Annotated in this window: 16 protein-coding genes and 1 pseudogene; 2 read left to right on the top strand and 15 right to left on the bottom strand. The window is 65.7% G+C overall.

Features of this window, described 5'->3' with window-relative positions; genetic code table 11:
• Positions 1-10: 10 nt before the first annotated feature.
• Together ACTTAG_RS01945 and ACTTAG_RS01950 are read right to left on the bottom strand one after the other, a co-directional pair.
• Positions 11-1,966, bottom strand: coding sequence for a MacB family efflux pump subunit (locus ACTTAG_RS01945; RefSeq protein WP_444463930.1), 1,956 nt, complete (start codon positions 1,964-1,966; stop codon positions 11-13).
• 1 nt (position 1,967) lies between these two features.
• Positions 1,968-3,143, bottom strand: coding sequence for an efflux RND transporter periplasmic adaptor subunit (locus tag ACTTAG_RS01950; protein ID WP_444463931.1), 1,176 nt, complete (start codon positions 3,141-3,143; stop codon positions 1,968-1,970).
• A 228-nt stretch (positions 3,144-3,371) separates the two neighbouring features.
• On the opposite strand from ACTTAG_RS01950, the gene ACTTAG_RS01955 reads away from it, so the two are divergent.
• The gene (locus tag ACTTAG_RS01955) at positions 3,372-3,530 is read left to right on the top strand and encodes a hypothetical protein (RefSeq protein ID WP_444463932.1); all 159 of its coding nucleotides are present in this window, start codon (positions 3,372-3,374) and stop codon (positions 3,528-3,530) included.
• Here ACTTAG_RS01955 and ACTTAG_RS01960 read toward each other — a convergent pair whose 3' ends face one another.
• The 11 genes and pseudogenes from ACTTAG_RS01960 to ffh form a co-directional block, all read right to left on the bottom strand.
• Positions 3,531-4,340 carry a division plane positioning ATPase MipZ gene (locus tag ACTTAG_RS01960; protein WP_444463933.1) on the bottom strand — a complete coding sequence of 270 codons (810 nt, stop codon included), beginning with the start codon at positions 4,338-4,340 and terminating at the stop codon, positions 3,531-3,533.
• A gap of 375 nt (positions 4,341-4,715) precedes the next feature.
• Positions 4,716-4,937, bottom strand: a complete 222-nt coding sequence (gene rpmE / locus ACTTAG_RS01965; protein ID WP_444463934.1) for a 50S ribosomal protein L31 — start codon at positions 4,935-4,937, stop codon at positions 4,716-4,718.
• An 11-nt stretch (positions 4,938-4,948) separates the two neighbouring features.
• Positions 4,949-5,323 carry a 50S ribosomal protein L19 gene (rplS, locus tag ACTTAG_RS01970; RefSeq protein ID WP_110804825.1) on the bottom strand — a complete coding sequence of 125 codons (375 nt, stop codon included), beginning with the start codon at positions 5,321-5,323 and terminating at the stop codon, positions 4,949-4,951.
• A 335-nt stretch (positions 5,324-5,658) separates the two neighbouring features.
• Positions 5,659-6,156, bottom strand: coding sequence for a hypothetical protein (locus tag ACTTAG_RS01975; protein WP_444463935.1), 498 nt, complete (start codon positions 6,154-6,156; stop codon positions 5,659-5,661).
• A 182-nt stretch (positions 6,157-6,338) separates the two neighbouring features.
• Positions 6,339-7,068: pseudogene (trmD, locus tag ACTTAG_RS01980) on the bottom strand (tRNA (guanosine(37)-N1)-methyltransferase TrmD).
• Between the two features lie 161 nt (positions 7,069-7,229).
• Positions 7,230-8,045 carry a hypothetical protein gene (locus ACTTAG_RS01985; protein ID WP_444463936.1) on the bottom strand — a complete coding sequence of 272 codons (816 nt, stop codon included), beginning with the start codon at positions 8,043-8,045 and terminating at the stop codon, positions 7,230-7,232.
• Positions 8,045-8,554: a ribosome maturation factor RimM gene (gene rimM, locus ACTTAG_RS01990; RefSeq protein WP_444463937.1), complete on the bottom strand. Its 510-nt coding sequence runs from the start codon at positions 8,552-8,554 to the stop codon at positions 8,045-8,047. The genes ACTTAG_RS01985 and rimM overlap by 1 nt, the downstream gene beginning before the upstream one ends.
• Positions 8,555-8,628: 74 nt before the next feature.
• Positions 8,629-8,979 (bottom strand): 30S ribosomal protein S16, encoded by a 351-nt coding sequence (gene rpsP / locus ACTTAG_RS01995; RefSeq protein WP_444463938.1) that lies wholly within the window; start codon positions 8,977-8,979, stop codon positions 8,629-8,631.
• A 44-nt stretch (positions 8,980-9,023) separates the two neighbouring features.
• On the bottom strand, positions 9,024-9,320 hold the full coding sequence (locus tag ACTTAG_RS02000; RefSeq protein ID WP_444463939.1) for a chorismate mutase: 297 nt from the start codon (positions 9,318-9,320) through the stop codon (positions 9,024-9,026).
• Positions 9,317-9,850: a GNAT family N-acetyltransferase gene (locus ACTTAG_RS02005; protein WP_444463940.1), complete on the bottom strand. Its 534-nt coding sequence runs from the start codon at positions 9,848-9,850 to the stop codon at positions 9,317-9,319. Before ACTTAG_RS02005 ends, ACTTAG_RS02000 begins: the two co-directional genes overlap by 4 nt.
• Before the next feature lies 1 nt (position 9,851).
• A complete protein-coding gene (gene ffh, locus ACTTAG_RS02010; protein ID WP_444463941.1) occupies positions 9,852-11,360 on the bottom strand; it encodes a signal recognition particle protein in 1,509 nt (502 codons plus the stop codon).
• A 265-nt stretch (positions 11,361-11,625) separates the two neighbouring features.
• Here ffh and ACTTAG_RS02015 point away from each other — a divergent pair, with 265 nt between their 5' ends.
• The gene (locus tag ACTTAG_RS02015) at positions 11,626-12,516 is read left to right on the top strand and encodes a LysR family transcriptional regulator (protein WP_444463942.1); all 891 of its coding nucleotides are present in this window, start codon (positions 11,626-11,628) and stop codon (positions 12,514-12,516) included.
• Between the two features lie 235 nt (positions 12,517-12,751).
• Here the strand turns inward: ACTTAG_RS02015 and ACTTAG_RS02020 are convergent, their stop codons facing one another.
• Both ACTTAG_RS02020 and mdoH read right to left on the bottom strand, forming a co-directional pair.
• Complete coding sequence (locus ACTTAG_RS02020; RefSeq protein WP_444463943.1) at positions 12,752-13,909, bottom strand: OpgC family protein; 1,158 nt, start codon at positions 13,907-13,909, stop codon at positions 12,752-12,754.
• Entirely contained in the window at positions 13,902-15,707 is a 1,806-nt protein-coding gene (gene mdoH / locus ACTTAG_RS02025; RefSeq protein ID WP_444463944.1) for a glucans biosynthesis glucosyltransferase MdoH, read from the bottom strand. The genes ACTTAG_RS02020 and mdoH overlap by 8 nt, the downstream gene beginning before the upstream one ends.
• Positions 15,708-15,709: the final 2 nt, after the last annotated feature.

Below are 15,709 nucleotides of genomic sequence, written 5' to 3' on the forward strand. Positions count from 1 at the left end.
GCGCCGCGTCTCAGTCCCTTGCCAGCGCCTCGACAGGGTCGAGCCGGGCGGCGGCCCGGGCGGGCAGGAAGCCGAAACTGACCCCGATCAGCGAGGAGCACAGGAAGGCCAGCGCCGCCACCGGGATCGAGAACGACAGCTTCATCGCGGTCTGGAAGGCATTGAAGGCCGAGCCCGCCACCATGGCCAAGGCCACGCCCAAAAGCCCGCCCAGAAGGCAGATCAGCACCGCCTCGATCAGGAATTGCGCCACGATATCGGACCGCCTTGCGCCCACCGCCACCCGCACGCCGATTTCCGCCGTGCGTTCGGTGACCGACACCAGCATGATGTTCATCACCCCGATACCGCCGACCACCAGCGAAATCAGCGCGATGGCGGCGACCAGAATGGTCATCGTCTGCGTCGTCTGGGTGATGGTGTTGCGGATCGTGTCGACATTTTGCAGGAAGAAATCCTTCTTGCCGTGACGTTGCTCGATCAGCGCGGAGATCTGCCCCTCGGCATCGGCCATCGTCACCGTATCGGCCACCTTCACCGCGATCGAATTGATCGTGTTCGAGCCGGTGATCCGCACCGAGGCGGTGGTGAAGGGGGTGAAGACACGCACCTGGGTCGGGCCGAAACCGGAACTTGTCGCCTCGACCCGGCCGATGATGCGCAAGGGCACCTTGCCGATCAGGATGGTCTTGCCCAGCACCGGGCCGCCCTGTGGAAAGAAGGCCTTCGTCGCCTCGGCATCCAGAACGGCGACCTGTGCGCGGGCGTCGATCATCGCCCGATCGATCAGCATCCCCTCGCGCAGGGCGAAACCGCCGACGTCGAAATAGCCCGCCGAAACCCCGCGCAAGGAAACCGAGGTGGTGATGGCGCCCAGGGTGGCGGATTTCTGCGTGACGATCTCGGGCGAGACCGAGGCGGTGAAGGGCTGCGCCGCCAGCGCCACGGCATCGGCCACGACAAGGGTGCGGATGCGGCTGGCCGTGCGGTCGCCAAAGCCGGTGCCGGGGCGGATGGTGATGGTGTTGGTGCCCAGCGCCGAGATGCCCGAAAGCACCTTTTCCTGCGACCCCTTGCCAAGGGCCACCACCGACACCACCGAGGCGATGCCGATGATGATGCCCAGCATGGTCAGGAAGCTGCGCAGCCGATGCGCGGCGAGCGCCCGCACGGCCATGCGCGCGGCCTCGACGATGCGCCCGGCCAGCGCGGCGCTTCCCCCACGGGCGGGGGCCGGACGCTCCAGCACCGCGGCCGGGGTCTCGGGCGGGCCTGGGCGGCTGTCGGATTGAATCGCGCCGTCGCGGATCTGGATGATGCGGCTGGCGCGGGCGGCGACGTCGGGATCGTGGGTGATCACCACGATCGTATGGCCGCGCCGGTGCAGGTCGTCGAAAAGATGCAAAAGCTCCGTGCCCGAGACGCTGTCCAGCGCGCCGGTGGGCTCGTCGGCCAGGATCACCTCGCCGCCGTTCATCAGCGCGCGGGCGACCGACACCCGTTGCTGCTGCCCGCCCGACAGCTGCGAGGGGCGATTGTTCAGCCGGTTGCCAAGGCCGAGCCGGGTCAGCAAGTCCTGCGCGCGGGGCAGGCGCTTGCCCGCCTCGGTTCCGGCATAGATCGCCGGGATTTCCACGTTGCCCACCGCCGAAAGCGATCCAAGCAACTGATAACGCTGGAAGATGAAGCCGAAATGCTCGCGGCGCAGCTGTGCCAGCGCGTCCGTGTCAAGCCCGCTGACATCGCGCCCGTCATAGTCGTAACTGCCACGCGTCGGATGGTCGAGACAGCCGATCAGGTTCATCAGCGTCGATTTGCCCGACCCGGAGGCGCCGACGATGGCCACATAATCGCCGCGCCAGATATCAAGGTCGATGCCGCGCAGCACCGAGACCGCTTCGTCGCCGATGACGTAATCCTTGCCGATGCCGCGCAGGCGGATGATCGGCCGCTCGCCCGTTGCCATCTCAGAACCCCATCATCGGCGGGCGGCTGCGGCGGCCGGTGTCGGAATTCGCCGCCGAGATCGAGGGCAGCACCACCCGCTCGCCCTCGGACAGGCCCGAGGTCACCTCGGCCAGGGTGTCGGTGATCATGCCGATGCCGATCTGGCGTTCCGAGACGGCGCCGGTGGCCGGGTCATGGACCTCGACCCTGGCCTTGCCGCCCGAGACGCGCGGGATCGTCGTCACCGGCACCGTCAGCACGTTCTTGCGCGCATCGAGCGTGATCGTCACCTCGGCCGACATGCCGATGCGCAGGATGCCTTCGGGGTTCGCCACATCCAGCAGCGCATTGTAATAGATCGCCTCGTCGGTATCGATCGTGTCCGAGGTCTTGATGCTCGCGGGGGCAGGTTCCAGCGCCCGAAGCGTCGCCTCGAAAGGTTTCGTCAGCGCCGAGTTCAGGGTGAACTGCGCCGCCTGACCGGGTTTCACCGCCACCACATCGGCCTCGGAAATCTCCGCCTTGACCACCATCCGGTCGAGCTCGGCCAGTTTCACGATCGTCGGGCTGGAGGTATTGGCGTTCAGCGTCGTGCCCTCCTCGGAGACGATCGCCACCACCGTCCCCGAAATCGGCGCCGAAATCCGCGTCCGCGCCAGTTCGGTCTGCGACGAGGTCAGCGTCACCTGCGCCTCGGCCAGCTGCGCCTGCAGCCCGTCAAGCTCCGCCTTGGCGACATCCAGCGTGGCTTCGGCGGTTTCGCGGGTCTCATCCGAACTCAGCGCCTTGGAATTCAGCGTCTGCTGCCGGGTCAGCGACAGTTCCGCCACCCGGATCGCGGCCCGCTTCGCCGCAATCTGCGCCTGCAACTGCTTCAGCGCGGCCTCGGCACGCAGCACATCGGCGCGCTGGTCGGAGCTTTCGATCTCGGCGATCAGATCGCCCTTTTGCACCCGGTCGCCCAAGGCCACGGCCAGCGTCTGCAACTGCCCCGACACCTGCGCGCCGACCGAGACCAGCTGCGCCGCCTCGATCGTGCCGCTGGCCAGCACGGTTTTCGACAGATCGGCCCGTGCGACGATGGCGGTGGTGGGCGCCTGCGGCGCCTCGGCCGAGCGCAGCCGCCAAGCTCCCCCCGCAGCGGCCGCCGCCGCCACAAGCACGAGAGAAAGCGCAATCAGGTGTTTCTTCTGCATCGGGTCCCGGTCCAATCGCGGCTGCTGGGCGTTGTCTTGCCATCTCAACGCACGAGATAGCGGTTTCCGCCGTTTGTCATCGTCTCTTTGGGCGCGACGGCGCGCAGATCACGGGATCGTGCGGGGCGCGCGGCGCGGCGGCGACGGCCCCGCTCTCTCCTTGTCCGGGTCACGCTTTGGCCGCAATGGCGGGCAAGACTGGGCGGGCCAACCGGAATGGAGACCCACATGGCACGCAAGCTCCTGGCCCTGATCGCGAAATGGCGGTCGTCCGAAGATGCGGTCTTTGCGAACCGCCTGTCGCTTTTGGCCGAAAACGCCGCCCCGGGCCGGCTGCACGGAAGGCTGTCGCCCTTCCGCTACGTCGCGCCGCGCGCCAGCCTCTGATCAGAAATCGACCGTCACGCCGGGCAGGTTCAGATCGCGCACGAGATCGCGCAGTTCCTGCCGCGCCGCGATGTTCGAGATGTTCAGGTTCTCGACCCCCAGATCGCGCAGATCGAGCAACGTCATGCCGCGCGGGAACAGCTCGCGGAAGATCACCCGTTCCGAAAACCCGGGCGCGACGCGGAAGCCGATGCGTTTCGAGAGTTGGTCCAAAGCCTCGCCGACCTTGCGCTTGTTATGCGCCTGCTGCGAGCTCATCCGGTTGCGCAGCACCAGCCAGTCGATCGGCTTCAGCCCCGCCCGTGCCCGCAGCTGCCGGGCCGACCAGACCATTTCCGAATAGATCGAGGGGCCGGTCACCTTGGAGGTCTCGGGGTCGATCCGGGCGAGCAGGTCGAAATCGATGAAACTGTCATTGAGCGGCGTGATCAGCGTATCGGCCAGCGAATGCGCCACCTGGCTGAGGCGGGTATGCGAACCGGGGCAGTCGATCACCACGAAATCGCAGATCGGGTCCAGCTCGGCCACGACCGAGGACAGCCGGTGGTCATAGGGGTTCTCGCCCGGGGCCAGCGTCGCGGCATCGGCCTCGGGCAATTCGCGATATTCGGGCGAGGGCAGGTCAAGCCCTTCGCGCGCCATATAGGCCAGACGGTTCTCGACATAGCGGCCGAAGCTGCGCTGGCGCAGATCAAGATCAAGCGCGCCGACCTTCTTGCCCATGCGTGCCAGCGCCGTGGCCACATGCATGCAGGTGGTGGATTTGCCCGAGCCGCCCTTTTCATTGCCGACAACGATGATATGCGCCACGAATCCACCTCGTCTTGCGGCCCCTCCGAAAGGCCCGCGCGTTTATAGGACGCTCCGGCTACCGAAGGAAGCGCGCAGGTGCAAGGGGGGGAGGCGCACGGGGGTTGAACGGTCGCGGGTGTCTTTCGCCTCGGCTGGTGCCGAGGCGACCCGCGGGGGGCTTCGCCCCCCGCACCCCCCAGCGTATTTTGCCAAGGAAAAGCTGGGGCAGGTCTGTTTCGGGGCCGATCCGCCGCGCCCTTTCACCTTGGGGCAAATATCCCGTGGGGCCGAGGCATCGCCTCGGCGGGGGCAGAGCCCCCTCCCTCGGTCTGGGGGGGCGCGCAAACAAAAAGGGCGCCCGAGGGCGCCCTTCCGGAACGATCGCGCGGTGGCTCAGAAGCCGAGGCCGGCGTATTTGTTCTTGAACTTCGACACGCGGCCGCCGGTGTCCATCAGCTTGGCCGAGCCGCCGGTCCAGGCCGGGTGCGCCAGCGGGTCGATGTCGAGCGACATCGTATCGCCTTCCTTGCCCCAGGTGGACTTGGTCAGATATTCCGAGCCGTCGGTCATCTTGACGGTGATGAAGTGGTAATTCGGGTGGGTATCGGCTTTCATCGTCCCGCTCCTTATTCGGCTTTGGCTTTGTAGTTGGTGACTTCGGCGATACGGGCCGATTTGCCGCGACGCGAACGCAGGTAGTAGAGCTTCGCCCGACGGACGCGACCGCGACGCACCACTTCGATGCTGTCGATGTTGGTCGAATAGAGCGGGAACACCCGTTCCACGCCTTCGCCGAACGAGATCTTGCGCACGGTGAACGAGGCGGCGATGGTGGCGCCGCCCTTGCGGGCGATGCAGACGCCTTCGTACATCTGCACGCGCGAGCGGGTGCCTTCGGTCACCTTGTAGCCGACGCGCACGGTGTCGCCAGCCTTGAAGTCGGGGATGGTCTTGCCGAGGGCGGCGATCTGTTCCGCCTCGAGTTGCGCGATAAGGTTCATCGCATGTCCTTTCGTTGCTTGCGGTTTTGTCCGCAAAGGTGTCGCCGCCCGAGAGCTCCGGTCTTCGCCCGGGTCCGCGCCTGTTGCCAGGGGCGCCCGCCGGAGGATCGTTCGTCCTGTTCAAGCCCCGTCCCTTGCCCCATGCTGTGGTCGAAGAAGACCGCCGCAGGCAAAGGAAAAGGGTCCGAGAGCCGATTCCGGTCCGGACCCGCGCGACATACGGGGAAACGGGGCGCGGATCAAGGGGGAAGTGGGGGAAGGAGCAGACGCCGAATCCTAAAGATCATATTTTTCCGTCAGCGCGCGGGGACTGCGCGCTGCAATGATCAAGCTTTTTACGATATTAGTCTGAACGGAAGTTCCCTCACCAGTTCCCTCACCTCGTCCCGCAAGAAATTCGCAATGGAGAACGCCAATCCGTCATGCCCTTGAGTAACTCGCGCAATATTTTCGTGCTCAAACGGGTATCGTGTCGCCTGAAACAATCCTTCAAGTCTTTCCAACTCTTCACATAGGTTGGCCCGCTTGCTCAGCAACGGTTGTTTGAAACAGGGCGTAACCTTTCTGAAGAGATCGCCTAGACGATGCCCGCCTGAAGTTGGATAATTGATGTGCAAATATATTCCGTCCGCGTCGATTTCCTGAAATTCTCCAGGGTTGATTAGGGATTTGAGAAAAAGCTCTATCGCGTGACATAACAGGTTGGTTGCAGGTAAATAGAACCCGTTGCCAATCTCCTGCCGATAGAGAAGGTTTCCCGCCTCGAGGTAAGTCTCTGCAAATCCTAGAATGCCTTCATTGGGAAGCGTCTGGAATGGTTTGGCGAACTCCATCGAATTACTCGCAGACTAAGCTACAGCGAGTCTAACGATGTGTGGAACTCGATGAAGACACAAGAAATATTTTGAGTTCCTTGCTCTCCGCCTTACTCCTGCCCTTTCACCTTGGGTCAAATATCCCGGGGGGTCCGGGGGCGGAGCCCCCGGCGGGTCGCCTCGGCGAAGCCGAGGCGAAATCACTTGCCGAACCGCTCCCACAAATCCGGCCGCCGCTCCCGCGTCAGTGCCTCGCTCATCTCCCGCCGCCATTCGGCAATCTTCTTGTGGTTGCCCGACATCAGCACCTCGGGGATCGCGCGGCCCTGCCACTCCGCGGGCCGAGTGTATTGCGGATGCTCCAGAAGCCCGTTCGAATGGCTTTCCTCGGTGGCACTTTCAGCATTGCCCAAGACCCCCTCGCGCAGCCGCACCGTGGCGTCAATCACCACCTGCGCCGCGATCTCACCGCCGGTCAGAACGAAATCGCCGATCGAGACCTCTTCTATGCCATAGGCTTCCAGCACCCGCTCATCCACCCCTTCGAACCGACCGCACAGGATCGTCACCCCCCTGCGCCGCGGCCAGACGCCGGGCGTGGCCTTGCGTGAAGGGCTTGCCGCGGGGCGACATGTAGATCACCGGCCAGTCGGCGCGATCAGCGGGCGTGCCCGTGGCCGCATGATCGAGCGCCGCCGCCACCACATCGGCGCGCAGCACCATTCCGGCGCCACCGCCCGCGGGCGTGTCGTCGACATTGCGGTGCTTGCCCAGACCAAAGGGCCGCAGGTCGATGGTTTCCAGCCGCCACAGCCCGGCCTCCAGCGCCTTGCCGGTCAGGCTCAGCCCCAGAACGCCCGGAAAAGCCCCGGGGAAGAGCGTCACGATCTTCGCCGTCCAGGCGCCCGCAACGGCCTCGACCTCCGCCATCAGATCGCGCGGCGTCACCTTGCCCGAAAGCGAGGTCACCACCGCCCGCCGCCCGTGCGAGCGCGCGGGCGCACCCTCGGGCGTCTCGGCTTCGACCAGTTCCGCCGTCGTCAGCTTCAGCGCGCCCTTGCGCGGCGGGGGCGGGGTGTCTTCGGGATTGCTCATGCCTCGTCCTTTTCGCGTGTCGTGTCGGCGCCCGTCTCTGCCAGCAGCGCCCGTTTCGCCGCCGCCAGCGCGTCCCCGTCCAGCCCCTGCCGGTTCAGCGCCAAAAGCGCCTCGGTCACCGCGCGCGGCGGCGCGACATTGCGGCGAAAGACCGGCTGAAACGCCGCCCGCTGCTCCGGCGTCAGGCCCAGAAAATCGAGAAACGGCTGCCCGGCGCCAAAGGGCAGGGCGTCGAAGCCCGAGACATCCTGCGTCACCAGTTTCACCCCCGCCACATTGCGGCGCAGGATATCCAGTTGTTCCGCCTGTGAAACCCGGTTCATCCGCGCCCGGAAGCTTTCCAGATCTTCGGTGAAGGGGACGATCTGATCCTTGCGAACCTGATGCGCCCAAAGGCTGTCGACCCAGGGCCCCTGCGCCCGGGTGGAGAGATACAGCGTCACCTGCACCGGCCAGTCGAAAGCGTCAAAGCCGGCGATCAGCGCCCGGACAATCGCCACGGCATCGGGGTAGGGGGCGGGCGTCACCCCCCGCGGCATCGGACCGAGCAGGTTTTCCGCCGAAATCAGGATCCGCCGTTTCGGCCCCAGCACCATCGTGCCCAGAAACGCCCGCATCGCCGCGGTGATCGCGGCGAGCGAGCCCGCGTCGCGTTCGTAATGATGGGAAAACACCGCATGGGCGACCTCGCGGATGCGGCCGGGCAGCACCAGCGCCGCCCGCGGCCAGATCAGCTCGCGGTTTTCATGCAGGAACATCTGTGCCGAGGAAGTCCCGGTCTTGTGAAACCCGAGATGCAGGAAGACCTGCATCAGTCCAATTCCTCGGGCGGGTCGGCGATGATCCGCCCCGCGGTCAGATCGACCGTGGGCACGACGGCGCGGGTGAAGGGCAGCATCAGCGTCGTCTTGCGGCCCGGCACATGCACTTCCAGAATGTCGCCCGCGCCGAAATCCAGCACGGCGCGGACCGTGCCGATCAGCGCGCCGCCGGTGTCATGCACCGGCAGGCCGATCAGATCGGCATGGTAGAATTCGTCATCGGGCAGATGCGGCAGCCGCGCCCGATCGGCCCAGAGCGTCGCGCCCTTCAGCGCATCGGCCTCTTCCTTGGTCGCGATGCCGGAAAGCCGCGCGCCGAAGCCCCCGGTGACCGGACGGGTCAGTTTCACGGTGAAGCTGCGGGCGCCATCCTCGGAGAACAGCGGGCCATAGGCGGCGATATCGGTAGGTTCGGCGCAAAAGCTTTTCAGCCGCACCTCGCCCTTGACGCCGAAGCCCCCGGCGATGGCGCCGACGCAGACACGATCGGTTTTCGACATGATCCCTCCGGAAGACGGCAGGCCGGACATCGCTGCCCGGCCCGCATGGACACCCGAAACCGGGAGAGCGAAGATTATTCTTCGGTCGCGGCGGCCTTGGCGGCCTTTTCTTCGGCGCGTTTCTTGGCTTTCGCGCCCGGCTCGGCCTTTTTCATGTTGGCGCGTTCGGTTTTCGGCATCGCACCGGCGGCTTCCAGGAAGCGGGCGACGCGGTCGGTCGGCTGCGCGCCTTGCGCCAGCCAGTATTGCACGCGTTCCATGTTCATTTTCACGCGCTCTTCGCTGTCCTTGGCCAGCAGCGGGTTGTAGGTGCCCAGCTTCTCCAGGAAGCGGCCGTCGCGCGGCATGCGCGAATCGGACGCGACGATCGCGTAATGCGGACGTTTCTTGGAACCGCCACGGGCGAGACGGATTTTCATGGCCATGCTATTTCTCCTTCAGATGGCTGTGAGCGGGTCTTGCGGACCCATCATTTCTGGAACGAGGTGTGATGCCGGATCACTTCCGAAATCACGAAAGACAGGAATTTGCGGGCGAATTCGGGGTCAAGATCGGCCTCGGTCGCCAGTTGTTGCAGACGTTCGATCTGCCAGGCCTCGCGCGCGGGGTCAGAGGGCGGCAGGTCGTGTTCGGCCTTCAGCTTGCCCACCGCCTGCGTGCGCTTGAAGCGCTCGGCCAGGGTGAAAACCAGGATCGCATCCAGACGGTCGATCGAAGCGCGGTGTTCGCGCAGCACTTCGGCGGCGCGGGCGGTCGCATCGCTCATGCCGGGTCCTCCGGTTTGCGGTGGCGGTAGACCAGCACCGGCTTGTCCTCGACGCGGCGGGCCTCGGGGTCAAGGACGGCGCCCAGACGTTCGGCCAGACGGATCGAGCGGGCATTGTCCGGCGCGATATAGCTGACCGCGGTCGACCATTTCAGCGTGCGGAAGGCATGATCGAGCGTCGCTTTCGCGGCCTCGGTCATCAGGCCCTTGCCCTCGTGTTCATCCGACCAGAGCGTCCAGCCGATTTCATATTCCGGCCAGTTGATCGGCGCCCAGGGGCCGGTCATGCCGATGGCGGCATCGCTGTCATGGGTGGTGACGACGAAACTGCCCCAGCCGCGCAGCACCCAATGGCCGATGACGCCCGACCAGGCCCGCCAGGCCAGCGCCTCGTCGGCCGCCTCGGGGCGGATGAAGCGGCTGCGGTCGGACAGGAAGAAGCTTCGCCAGGCGTTGAAGTCACGCCCGGCAGGGGCGCGCAGCACCAGCCGGGAGGTCTCGATGACCGGGGTGGGGGAAAGGGCGACCATGTTACTTCTTCTTGCCCATGTTCAGCCCCGCCAGCCCGGGCGGCAGCTTCAGCCCGCCCATGCCCGGCATCGCCCCCGGCAGGCCCTTCATCGAGGCCATCGCCTTGGCGGCTTCTTCCATCTTCGCCGGGTCCATCTCGTCCTTGCCGGGCAGACCGCCGAACTTGCCCTGCATCGCGGCCATCGCCTGTTTCAGCATGCCGCCCTTCATGTTGCCCAGCTTCTTCATCGTGTCGGCCATCTGCCGGTGCATCTTCAGCAGCTTGTTCAGATCGGCGACATCGACGCCCGCCCCCGCGGCCACGCGGCGCTTGCGGCTGGCTTGCAACAGCTCGGGATGGGCGCGTTCCTTTTTCGTCATCGCATTGATCATGGCGATCTGACGGCGGATGGTGCGGTCGTCAAAACCCGCTTCCTCGGCCTGTTTCGCCATCTTGCCCATACCGGGCATCATGCTCATCACGCCCTGCATGCCGCCCATCTTCTGCATCTGCTCAAGCTGGGATTTCATGTCGTTGAGGTTGAAAAGGCCCTTCTGGAACCGGCGCATCATGCGCTCGGCCTGTTCCTTTTCAAAGACTTCCTGCGCCCGTTCGACCAGGGCAACGATGTCGCCCATGCCCAGGATGCGCCCGGCGATCCGGCTGGCCTCAAAGGTTTCCAGCGCATCCATCTTTTCGCCCAGACCGACGAAACGGATCGGCTTGCCGGTGGTGGCGCGCATCGAAAGCGCCGCACCGCCGCGGCCGTCGCCGTCCATCCGGGTCAGCACGACGCCGGTGATGCCGATCTTGTCGTCGAATTCCTGCGCCACTTCGACGGCGACCTGACCGGTCAGACCGTCAACGACCAGAAGCGTCTCGCGGGGCGAGACCGCATCGCGCACCTGCTGGACTTCGCCCATCAGCACTTCGTCGATATGCAGACGGCCCGCGGTGTCGAGCAGGTAAACGTCATAGCCGCCCATCGCAGCCTGGGTCTTGGCGCGCTTGGCGATCTGCACCGCGGTTTCGCCCGCCACGATCGGCAGCGTGTCCACGCCGATCTGCGTGCCCAGAATCGCCAGCTGCTCCATCGCGGCCGGGCGGTAGATGTCGAGCGACGCCATCAGAACGCGTTTCTTCTCGCGTTCCTTCAGACGGCGGGCCAGTTTCGCGGTGGTGGTGGTCTTGCCGCCGCCCTGCAGGCCGACCATCAGGATCGGCGCGGGCGGGTTGTCGATCTTCAGCGCATCGGCGGCATCCTCGCCCGACAGCATCGCGACGATTTCATCATGGACGATCTTGACGACCTGCTGACCCGGCGTGATCGACTTTGTCACCTGCGCGCCGGTGGCCTTGGCCTCGACCTTCTTGACGAATTCGCGGACCACGGGCAGCGAGACATCGGCCTCCAGCAGGGCGGTGCGCACTTCGCGCATCGCCACCTTGACGTCTTCGGCCGTCAGCGCGCCCTGTTTCGTCAGCCGCTCGAACACCCCGCCAAGGCGTTCGGAAAGAGACTCGAACATCGTGCCCTCCTGCGCCGCGATTGCGGCCGATCAACGACAAGCGCACCAGTGGGCGCAACGCGCTGACTGGTGGCGATCCATGCACCCGCAAGGACCGGAGGAACCGAACCTCCGGGGAATCTGGGGTCCACTACGCGAAAAACCCGGGGGAGTCAACGTCAAGCCGGGCAGCAGATCCGGGGCTTGCCTGCCCGCGGCGAAGTGCGTAATTGCATTAGCTCACAAATTGCGCATGCTTCGGGCATGTTTGTTCATGGGTGCACAAATGCGCTTCGAGAACTGGGACGAGATCCGGACCGCCTATCAGGTCGCCCGGATGGGGACGGTGTCAGGGGCTGCGGAGGTTCTGGGGGTGCATCACGCCACCGTCATCCGCCATGTCGATGCGCTTGAGGCGCGTCTTGGCACCAAGCTGTTTCAACGCCATCCGCGGGGATACACGCCGACCGAGGCGGGCCAGCAATTGCTGGCCGTCGGTCAGGCGACCGAGGATCAGTTCGCGCAGCTCGCCGCCCGCATCGCCGGGGCGGGCGAGGAGATGCGGGGCGAGCTGATCATCACCTCGCTGCCCGCTTTGGCCGCGCTGGTGATGCCGGCGATGGCGGAACTGATGCGGGCGCATCCGGCCTTGGTTCTGCGCTACATCACCGATCCGCGGGTCTTCCGTCTGGAATATGGCGAGGCGCATGTGGCGATCCGCGCCGGGGCCCGGCCGACCGAGCCCGACAATGTGGTGAGCCAGCTGGGCGTCAACCGCACCGCGCTTTATGCGGCGCCGGAATATATCGAGCGGCACGGGCGGCCGAAGGGGCCGGGGGATCTGGCCGGGCATCGCTTCATCGGGCCGGACAGTCGCGAAACCCGGGCGCCGTTCTTTCGCTGGCTGGCCGGGCAGGTCCCGCCCGAGGCGATGGTCTTCATGGCCAATGAAATGGCCTCGCAGCAGGCGGCGATCGAGGCGGGGCTGGGCCTTGGCTTCCTGCCGGTGCTGCAGGGCCGGGCGATTCCGCGGCTGGTCGAGGTGGTGGCCCCGATGGCGGATTGGGACAGCCCGTTCTGGCTGGTGACCCATGTCGATCTGCACCGCACGCCGAAGGTGCAGGCGGCGCTGAAGGCGCTGCGCGCGGCGGCGGTGCGGCTGGACCCGGGGGTTTAGGCCGGTTTGTTCGGGCGGAACAGGAAAGGCATCGCCTTTCCCCGCCCGCAAGCGCGCCGCAGTGGCAAGACCGCTTGTCGCAAGTGCACCAGAGGCCAGCGCCCGTCCCGGCGGGCGAGAAGCGCCCGCCATGGGCGGGGCGGGCGCTGGCCGGGACGCTTTGGCGCCCCGGCGGTCAGGGGCCAATGTGGCGCGTGACCTCGGCGATGGCCTCGGTCATGGCGGGCGCGTCGTCTCAGGCCCGCGCCGGTTTCGGTGCGGTCGGATGCGGCTTGATATGTTCGCGCACGGCGGCAAAGGCCCATTGCAGCCCCAGCCCGCCCAGGATCAACAGGCTGTCCTGCCAGAACCCGGCCGGATGCGAGGTCTTCACCGCCTGCGAAAAGATCGCGAGCACGGTGCCCAGCGCAAAGACCTGCAGCCCCTGCTTGCCCATGGTGCGGATCGGTTTCATCACCCGCGAGGCGGCGATCGACGGGATCAGCCAGGGCAGCGACAGGATATAGGCCAGCGCCAGGAAATGCGTCAGCCGCGGCCCCGAGACATAGGTCTTGTCGAAATCGACCAGAAACCGCGGCACGTCATATTGCAGGATCGTCCAGATCACATGGCCGAAGGTCGCCTGCAGATCGGAGGATTGCGCCCAGAAAAGGCAAAACAGCAGCCAGGCCGAGGCAGGCCAGATCAGCCAGGGGCTGACCGGCACGAAGCGCTTGCCCGCACGCAGGAAAAGCCCGGTCAAGATGCCAAGGCTGAACAGCAACTGCCAGGCGAAGGGGTTGAAGAACCAGCCGCCGTGGAAGGGATAATTCGGCAGATCCAGCCCGAACAAGCCCGAGACGAACCAGAGCCCGATGGAAAAGGCCAGCAATCCCAGCGGTTTCTTCTGCCCCAACCGGATCAGGAAGGGCGCCCCGAGCAGCAGCACCGCATACATCGGCAGGATGTTCACATAGCCCAGCTGGTGCCCCAGCGTCGCGATGCCGACCAGAAAGGCAAGGGGGGTCTCGGTCAGCGGGCCGAAGGCATTGTGTTTCAGCATCTCGCCGCCGCCGAACCACAGCGTCGCCCCGGCGGCAATCGCAATCGCCCAGGCCGAGATGAAGATATGCACGAGATAGAGCAGCCACGCCCGGCCCCAGCATTTGCGGATGCCGGGCCAGTTCAGCCCGTCCTTGATCTTCGGCCCGTAAGCCAGCGCGGCGGCACAGCCCGACATGAAGACGAAAGCCTCGGCCGCGTCGGAGAGGCCGTAATTGCGCGAGGTCAGGTGCTCGTAAAACGTGCCCGGCACATGGTTCATGTAGATCATCACGAGGCTGAGGCCCCGGAAGAAGTCCAGCCGGGGATCGCGGGCGCCCGAGGCCAGCGGCGCGTGAGGATGTTCAGCCATGATGCGCGGACAACTCTTTCTTCGGTTGTCGCGCGTCTTGTTCCTGTTCGGTCTCGGCGTCAAGGGCCCAGCGATCAAGCACTTCGTCATGCAGTTTGACCACCGCCGGTTTCGCATATTCGCTGGGAACCCCCATCAGCCGCGACCGCGAGGGACGCGAGGACCAGGACAGGATCAGCGGCGAAAACACCATCGGCAGGCCGACGGGCAGAAGCCACAACAGCAGGCCGGGGGCAAAGAACCAGGTCGCCATCAAGCCCACAAGGCCGATGGTGACGATCCAATGCGCGGCGGCGAAGCTGTCCTTGAGGCTCAGCGTGCCATCGCCGCGGTTGTTGGTGGGCCAGCCGCCATCGCGCCCCATCGCCACCTGCAGCACCGAACGCGTCGAATACATCAGCAGCACCGGGGCGGTGATCGAGGACAAAGCCAGTTCCGACAGCGTCGAGGCAAAGCCAAGCGCCGCCCCCCCGAAACCTTTTGCCGCACCCGTCAGCGCCATGCGCGTCGCGATCAGCACCTTGGGCAGGAACAGAAGACCGAAGATGCCGATGGCCAGGCTGATCGCCTTGGAGGCTTCGGACGGCGGGAAATAGGGGATCGGCCAGTAGGGCGTCGGGAAGTAATCGGGCGGCGGCGCCATCAGCGGCGCGGCGATCGAGGCGAGGATGAAGCCCACCCAGAACAAGGGCGCGATATAGGCCATGATCCCTTGCGAAAAGACGAAGCGCGACCACATCCGCAGCCCCGGCGCGCCGATGATCCGGCTGTGCTGCAGGTTGCCCTGACACCAGCGCCGGTCGCGCTTGGCGTGATCGACGATGTTTTCCGGGCCTTCCTCGTAGCTGCCGCCAAGGTCATCATCGAGCCGCACGATCCAGCCCGCGCGGGCGAGCAGCGCCGCTTCGACGTAGTCGTGGCTCATGACGTGACCACCGAAGGGCGGCTTGCCCTTCAGCGCGGGCAGGCCGCAGCTTTCGGCAAAGGCGCGCACGCGCACGATGGCATTGTGGCCCCAGAAGGGGCCGGTCTCGCCTTGCACCATGGCCAGACCACGGGCGAAGACGGGCGAGAAGAACGACGCGGCAAATTGCATCGCCCGGCCAAAGCGCGAGCGCGCGCGGATCACCTTGGGCAGGGTCTGCAACAGCCCGAGACGCGGTTCGGCCTCCATCCGGCGGATCATCTGCAAGATGGTCTCGCCTTCCATCAGGCTGTCGGCATCGAGGATCACGGCGTAATCATAGGCCGCCCCGGACCGGGTGATGAAATCCTCGATATTGCCGGCCTTCTTGCCGGTGTTCTGCTCGCGACGGCGATAGAAGAAGCGGCCCACCGCGTTGCGTTCCGCCACAAGGCGCGCAAAGATCAGCTTTTCCCGTGCCGCGATCAGATCGTTGCGGGTGTCGGACAGAACAGCGAAATGCACCTCGGCCGCGTCGCCCGTGGCGGCCAGCGAGGCATCCATGGCGGCGATCCGGGCAAAGGTGACCAGCGGATCTTCGTTATAGACCGGGACCAGCACCACGGTGCGGCCCTTGATCGGCGCTGCCGGATCGTATTTCGGCGGCCGGGCGCGGCTGGGCAGGCCGATCATCGCGACCGTTGCCCCCAGCGCCAGCCATTGCGTCGAGATCAGGATCAGCACCGCCCGGGTCACATCCAGCGCGTCGATCCCGTCAACCGAGCCGAACTGCAAAAACAGGATGAAGGCGCCAATCCCCGCGATCAGGCTGAAGGCGATGGCAACAAAACGCAGGGCGTAAAGCCCTGCGCGTGAGGCGAGCGAGCGCGCCATGA

Origin of the sequence: Rhodobacter capsulatus (genome assembly GCF_052363185.1) — a bacterium.
GTDB classification, from domain to species: Bacteria; Pseudomonadota; Alphaproteobacteria; order Rhodobacterales; family Rhodobacteraceae; genus Rhodobacter; species Rhodobacter capsulatus_E.

What these genes read in the sequence shown, in the direction of transcription:
- ACTTAG_RS01945 (WP_444463930.1), bottom strand. Translation starts at nt 1,966, where the DNA reads ATGGCAACGGGCGAGCGGCCGATCATCCGCCTGCGCGGCATCGGCAAG.
- ACTTAG_RS01950 (WP_444463931.1), bottom strand. Translation starts at nt 3,143, where the DNA reads ATGCAGAAGAAACACCTGATTGCGCTTTCTCTCGTGCTTGTGGCGGCG.
- ACTTAG_RS01955 (WP_444463932.1), top strand. Translation starts at nt 3,372, where the DNA reads ATGGCACGCAAGCTCCTGGCCCTGATCGCGAAATGGCGGTCGTCCGAA.
- rpmE (WP_444463934.1), bottom strand. Translation starts at nt 4,937, where the DNA reads ATGAAAGCCGATACCCACCCGAATTACCACTTCATCACCGTCAAGATG.
- rplS (WP_110804825.1), bottom strand. Translation starts at nt 5,323, where the DNA reads ATGAACCTTATCGCGCAACTCGAGGCGGAACAGATCGCCGCCCTCGGC.
- ACTTAG_RS01975 (WP_444463935.1), bottom strand. Translation starts at nt 6,156, where the DNA reads ATGGAGTTCGCCAAACCATTCCAGACGCTTCCCAATGAAGGCATTCTA.
- ACTTAG_RS01985 (WP_444463936.1), bottom strand. Translation starts at nt 8,045, where the DNA reads ATGCAGGTCTTCCTGCATCTCGGGTTTCACAAGACCGGGACTTCCTCG.
- rimM (WP_444463937.1), bottom strand. Translation starts at nt 8,554, where the DNA reads ATGTCGAAAACCGATCGTGTCTGCGTCGGCGCCATCGCCGGGGGCTTC.
- rpsP (WP_444463938.1), bottom strand. Translation starts at nt 8,979, where the DNA reads ATGGCCATGAAAATCCGTCTCGCCCGTGGCGGTTCCAAGAAACGTCCG.
- ACTTAG_RS02000 (WP_444463939.1), bottom strand. Translation starts at nt 9,320, where the DNA reads ATGAGCGATGCGACCGCCCGCGCCGCCGAAGTGCTGCGCGAACACCGC.
- ACTTAG_RS02005 (WP_444463940.1), bottom strand. Translation starts at nt 9,850, where the DNA reads ATGGTCGCCCTTTCCCCCACCCCGGTCATCGAGACCTCCCGGCTGGTG.
- ffh (WP_444463941.1), bottom strand. Translation starts at nt 11,360, where the DNA reads ATGTTCGAGTCTCTTTCCGAACGCCTTGGCGGGGTGTTCGAGCGGCTG.
- ACTTAG_RS02015 (WP_444463942.1), top strand. Translation starts at nt 11,626, where the DNA reads ATGCGCTTCGAGAACTGGGACGAGATCCGGACCGCCTATCAGGTCGCC.
- ACTTAG_RS02020 (WP_444463943.1), bottom strand. Translation starts at nt 13,909, where the DNA reads ATGGCTGAACATCCTCACGCGCCGCTGGCCTCGGGCGCCCGCGATCCC.
- mdoH (WP_444463944.1), bottom strand. Translation starts at nt 15,707, where the DNA reads ATGGCGCGCTCGCTCGCCTCACGCGCAGGGCTTTACGCCCTGCGTTTT.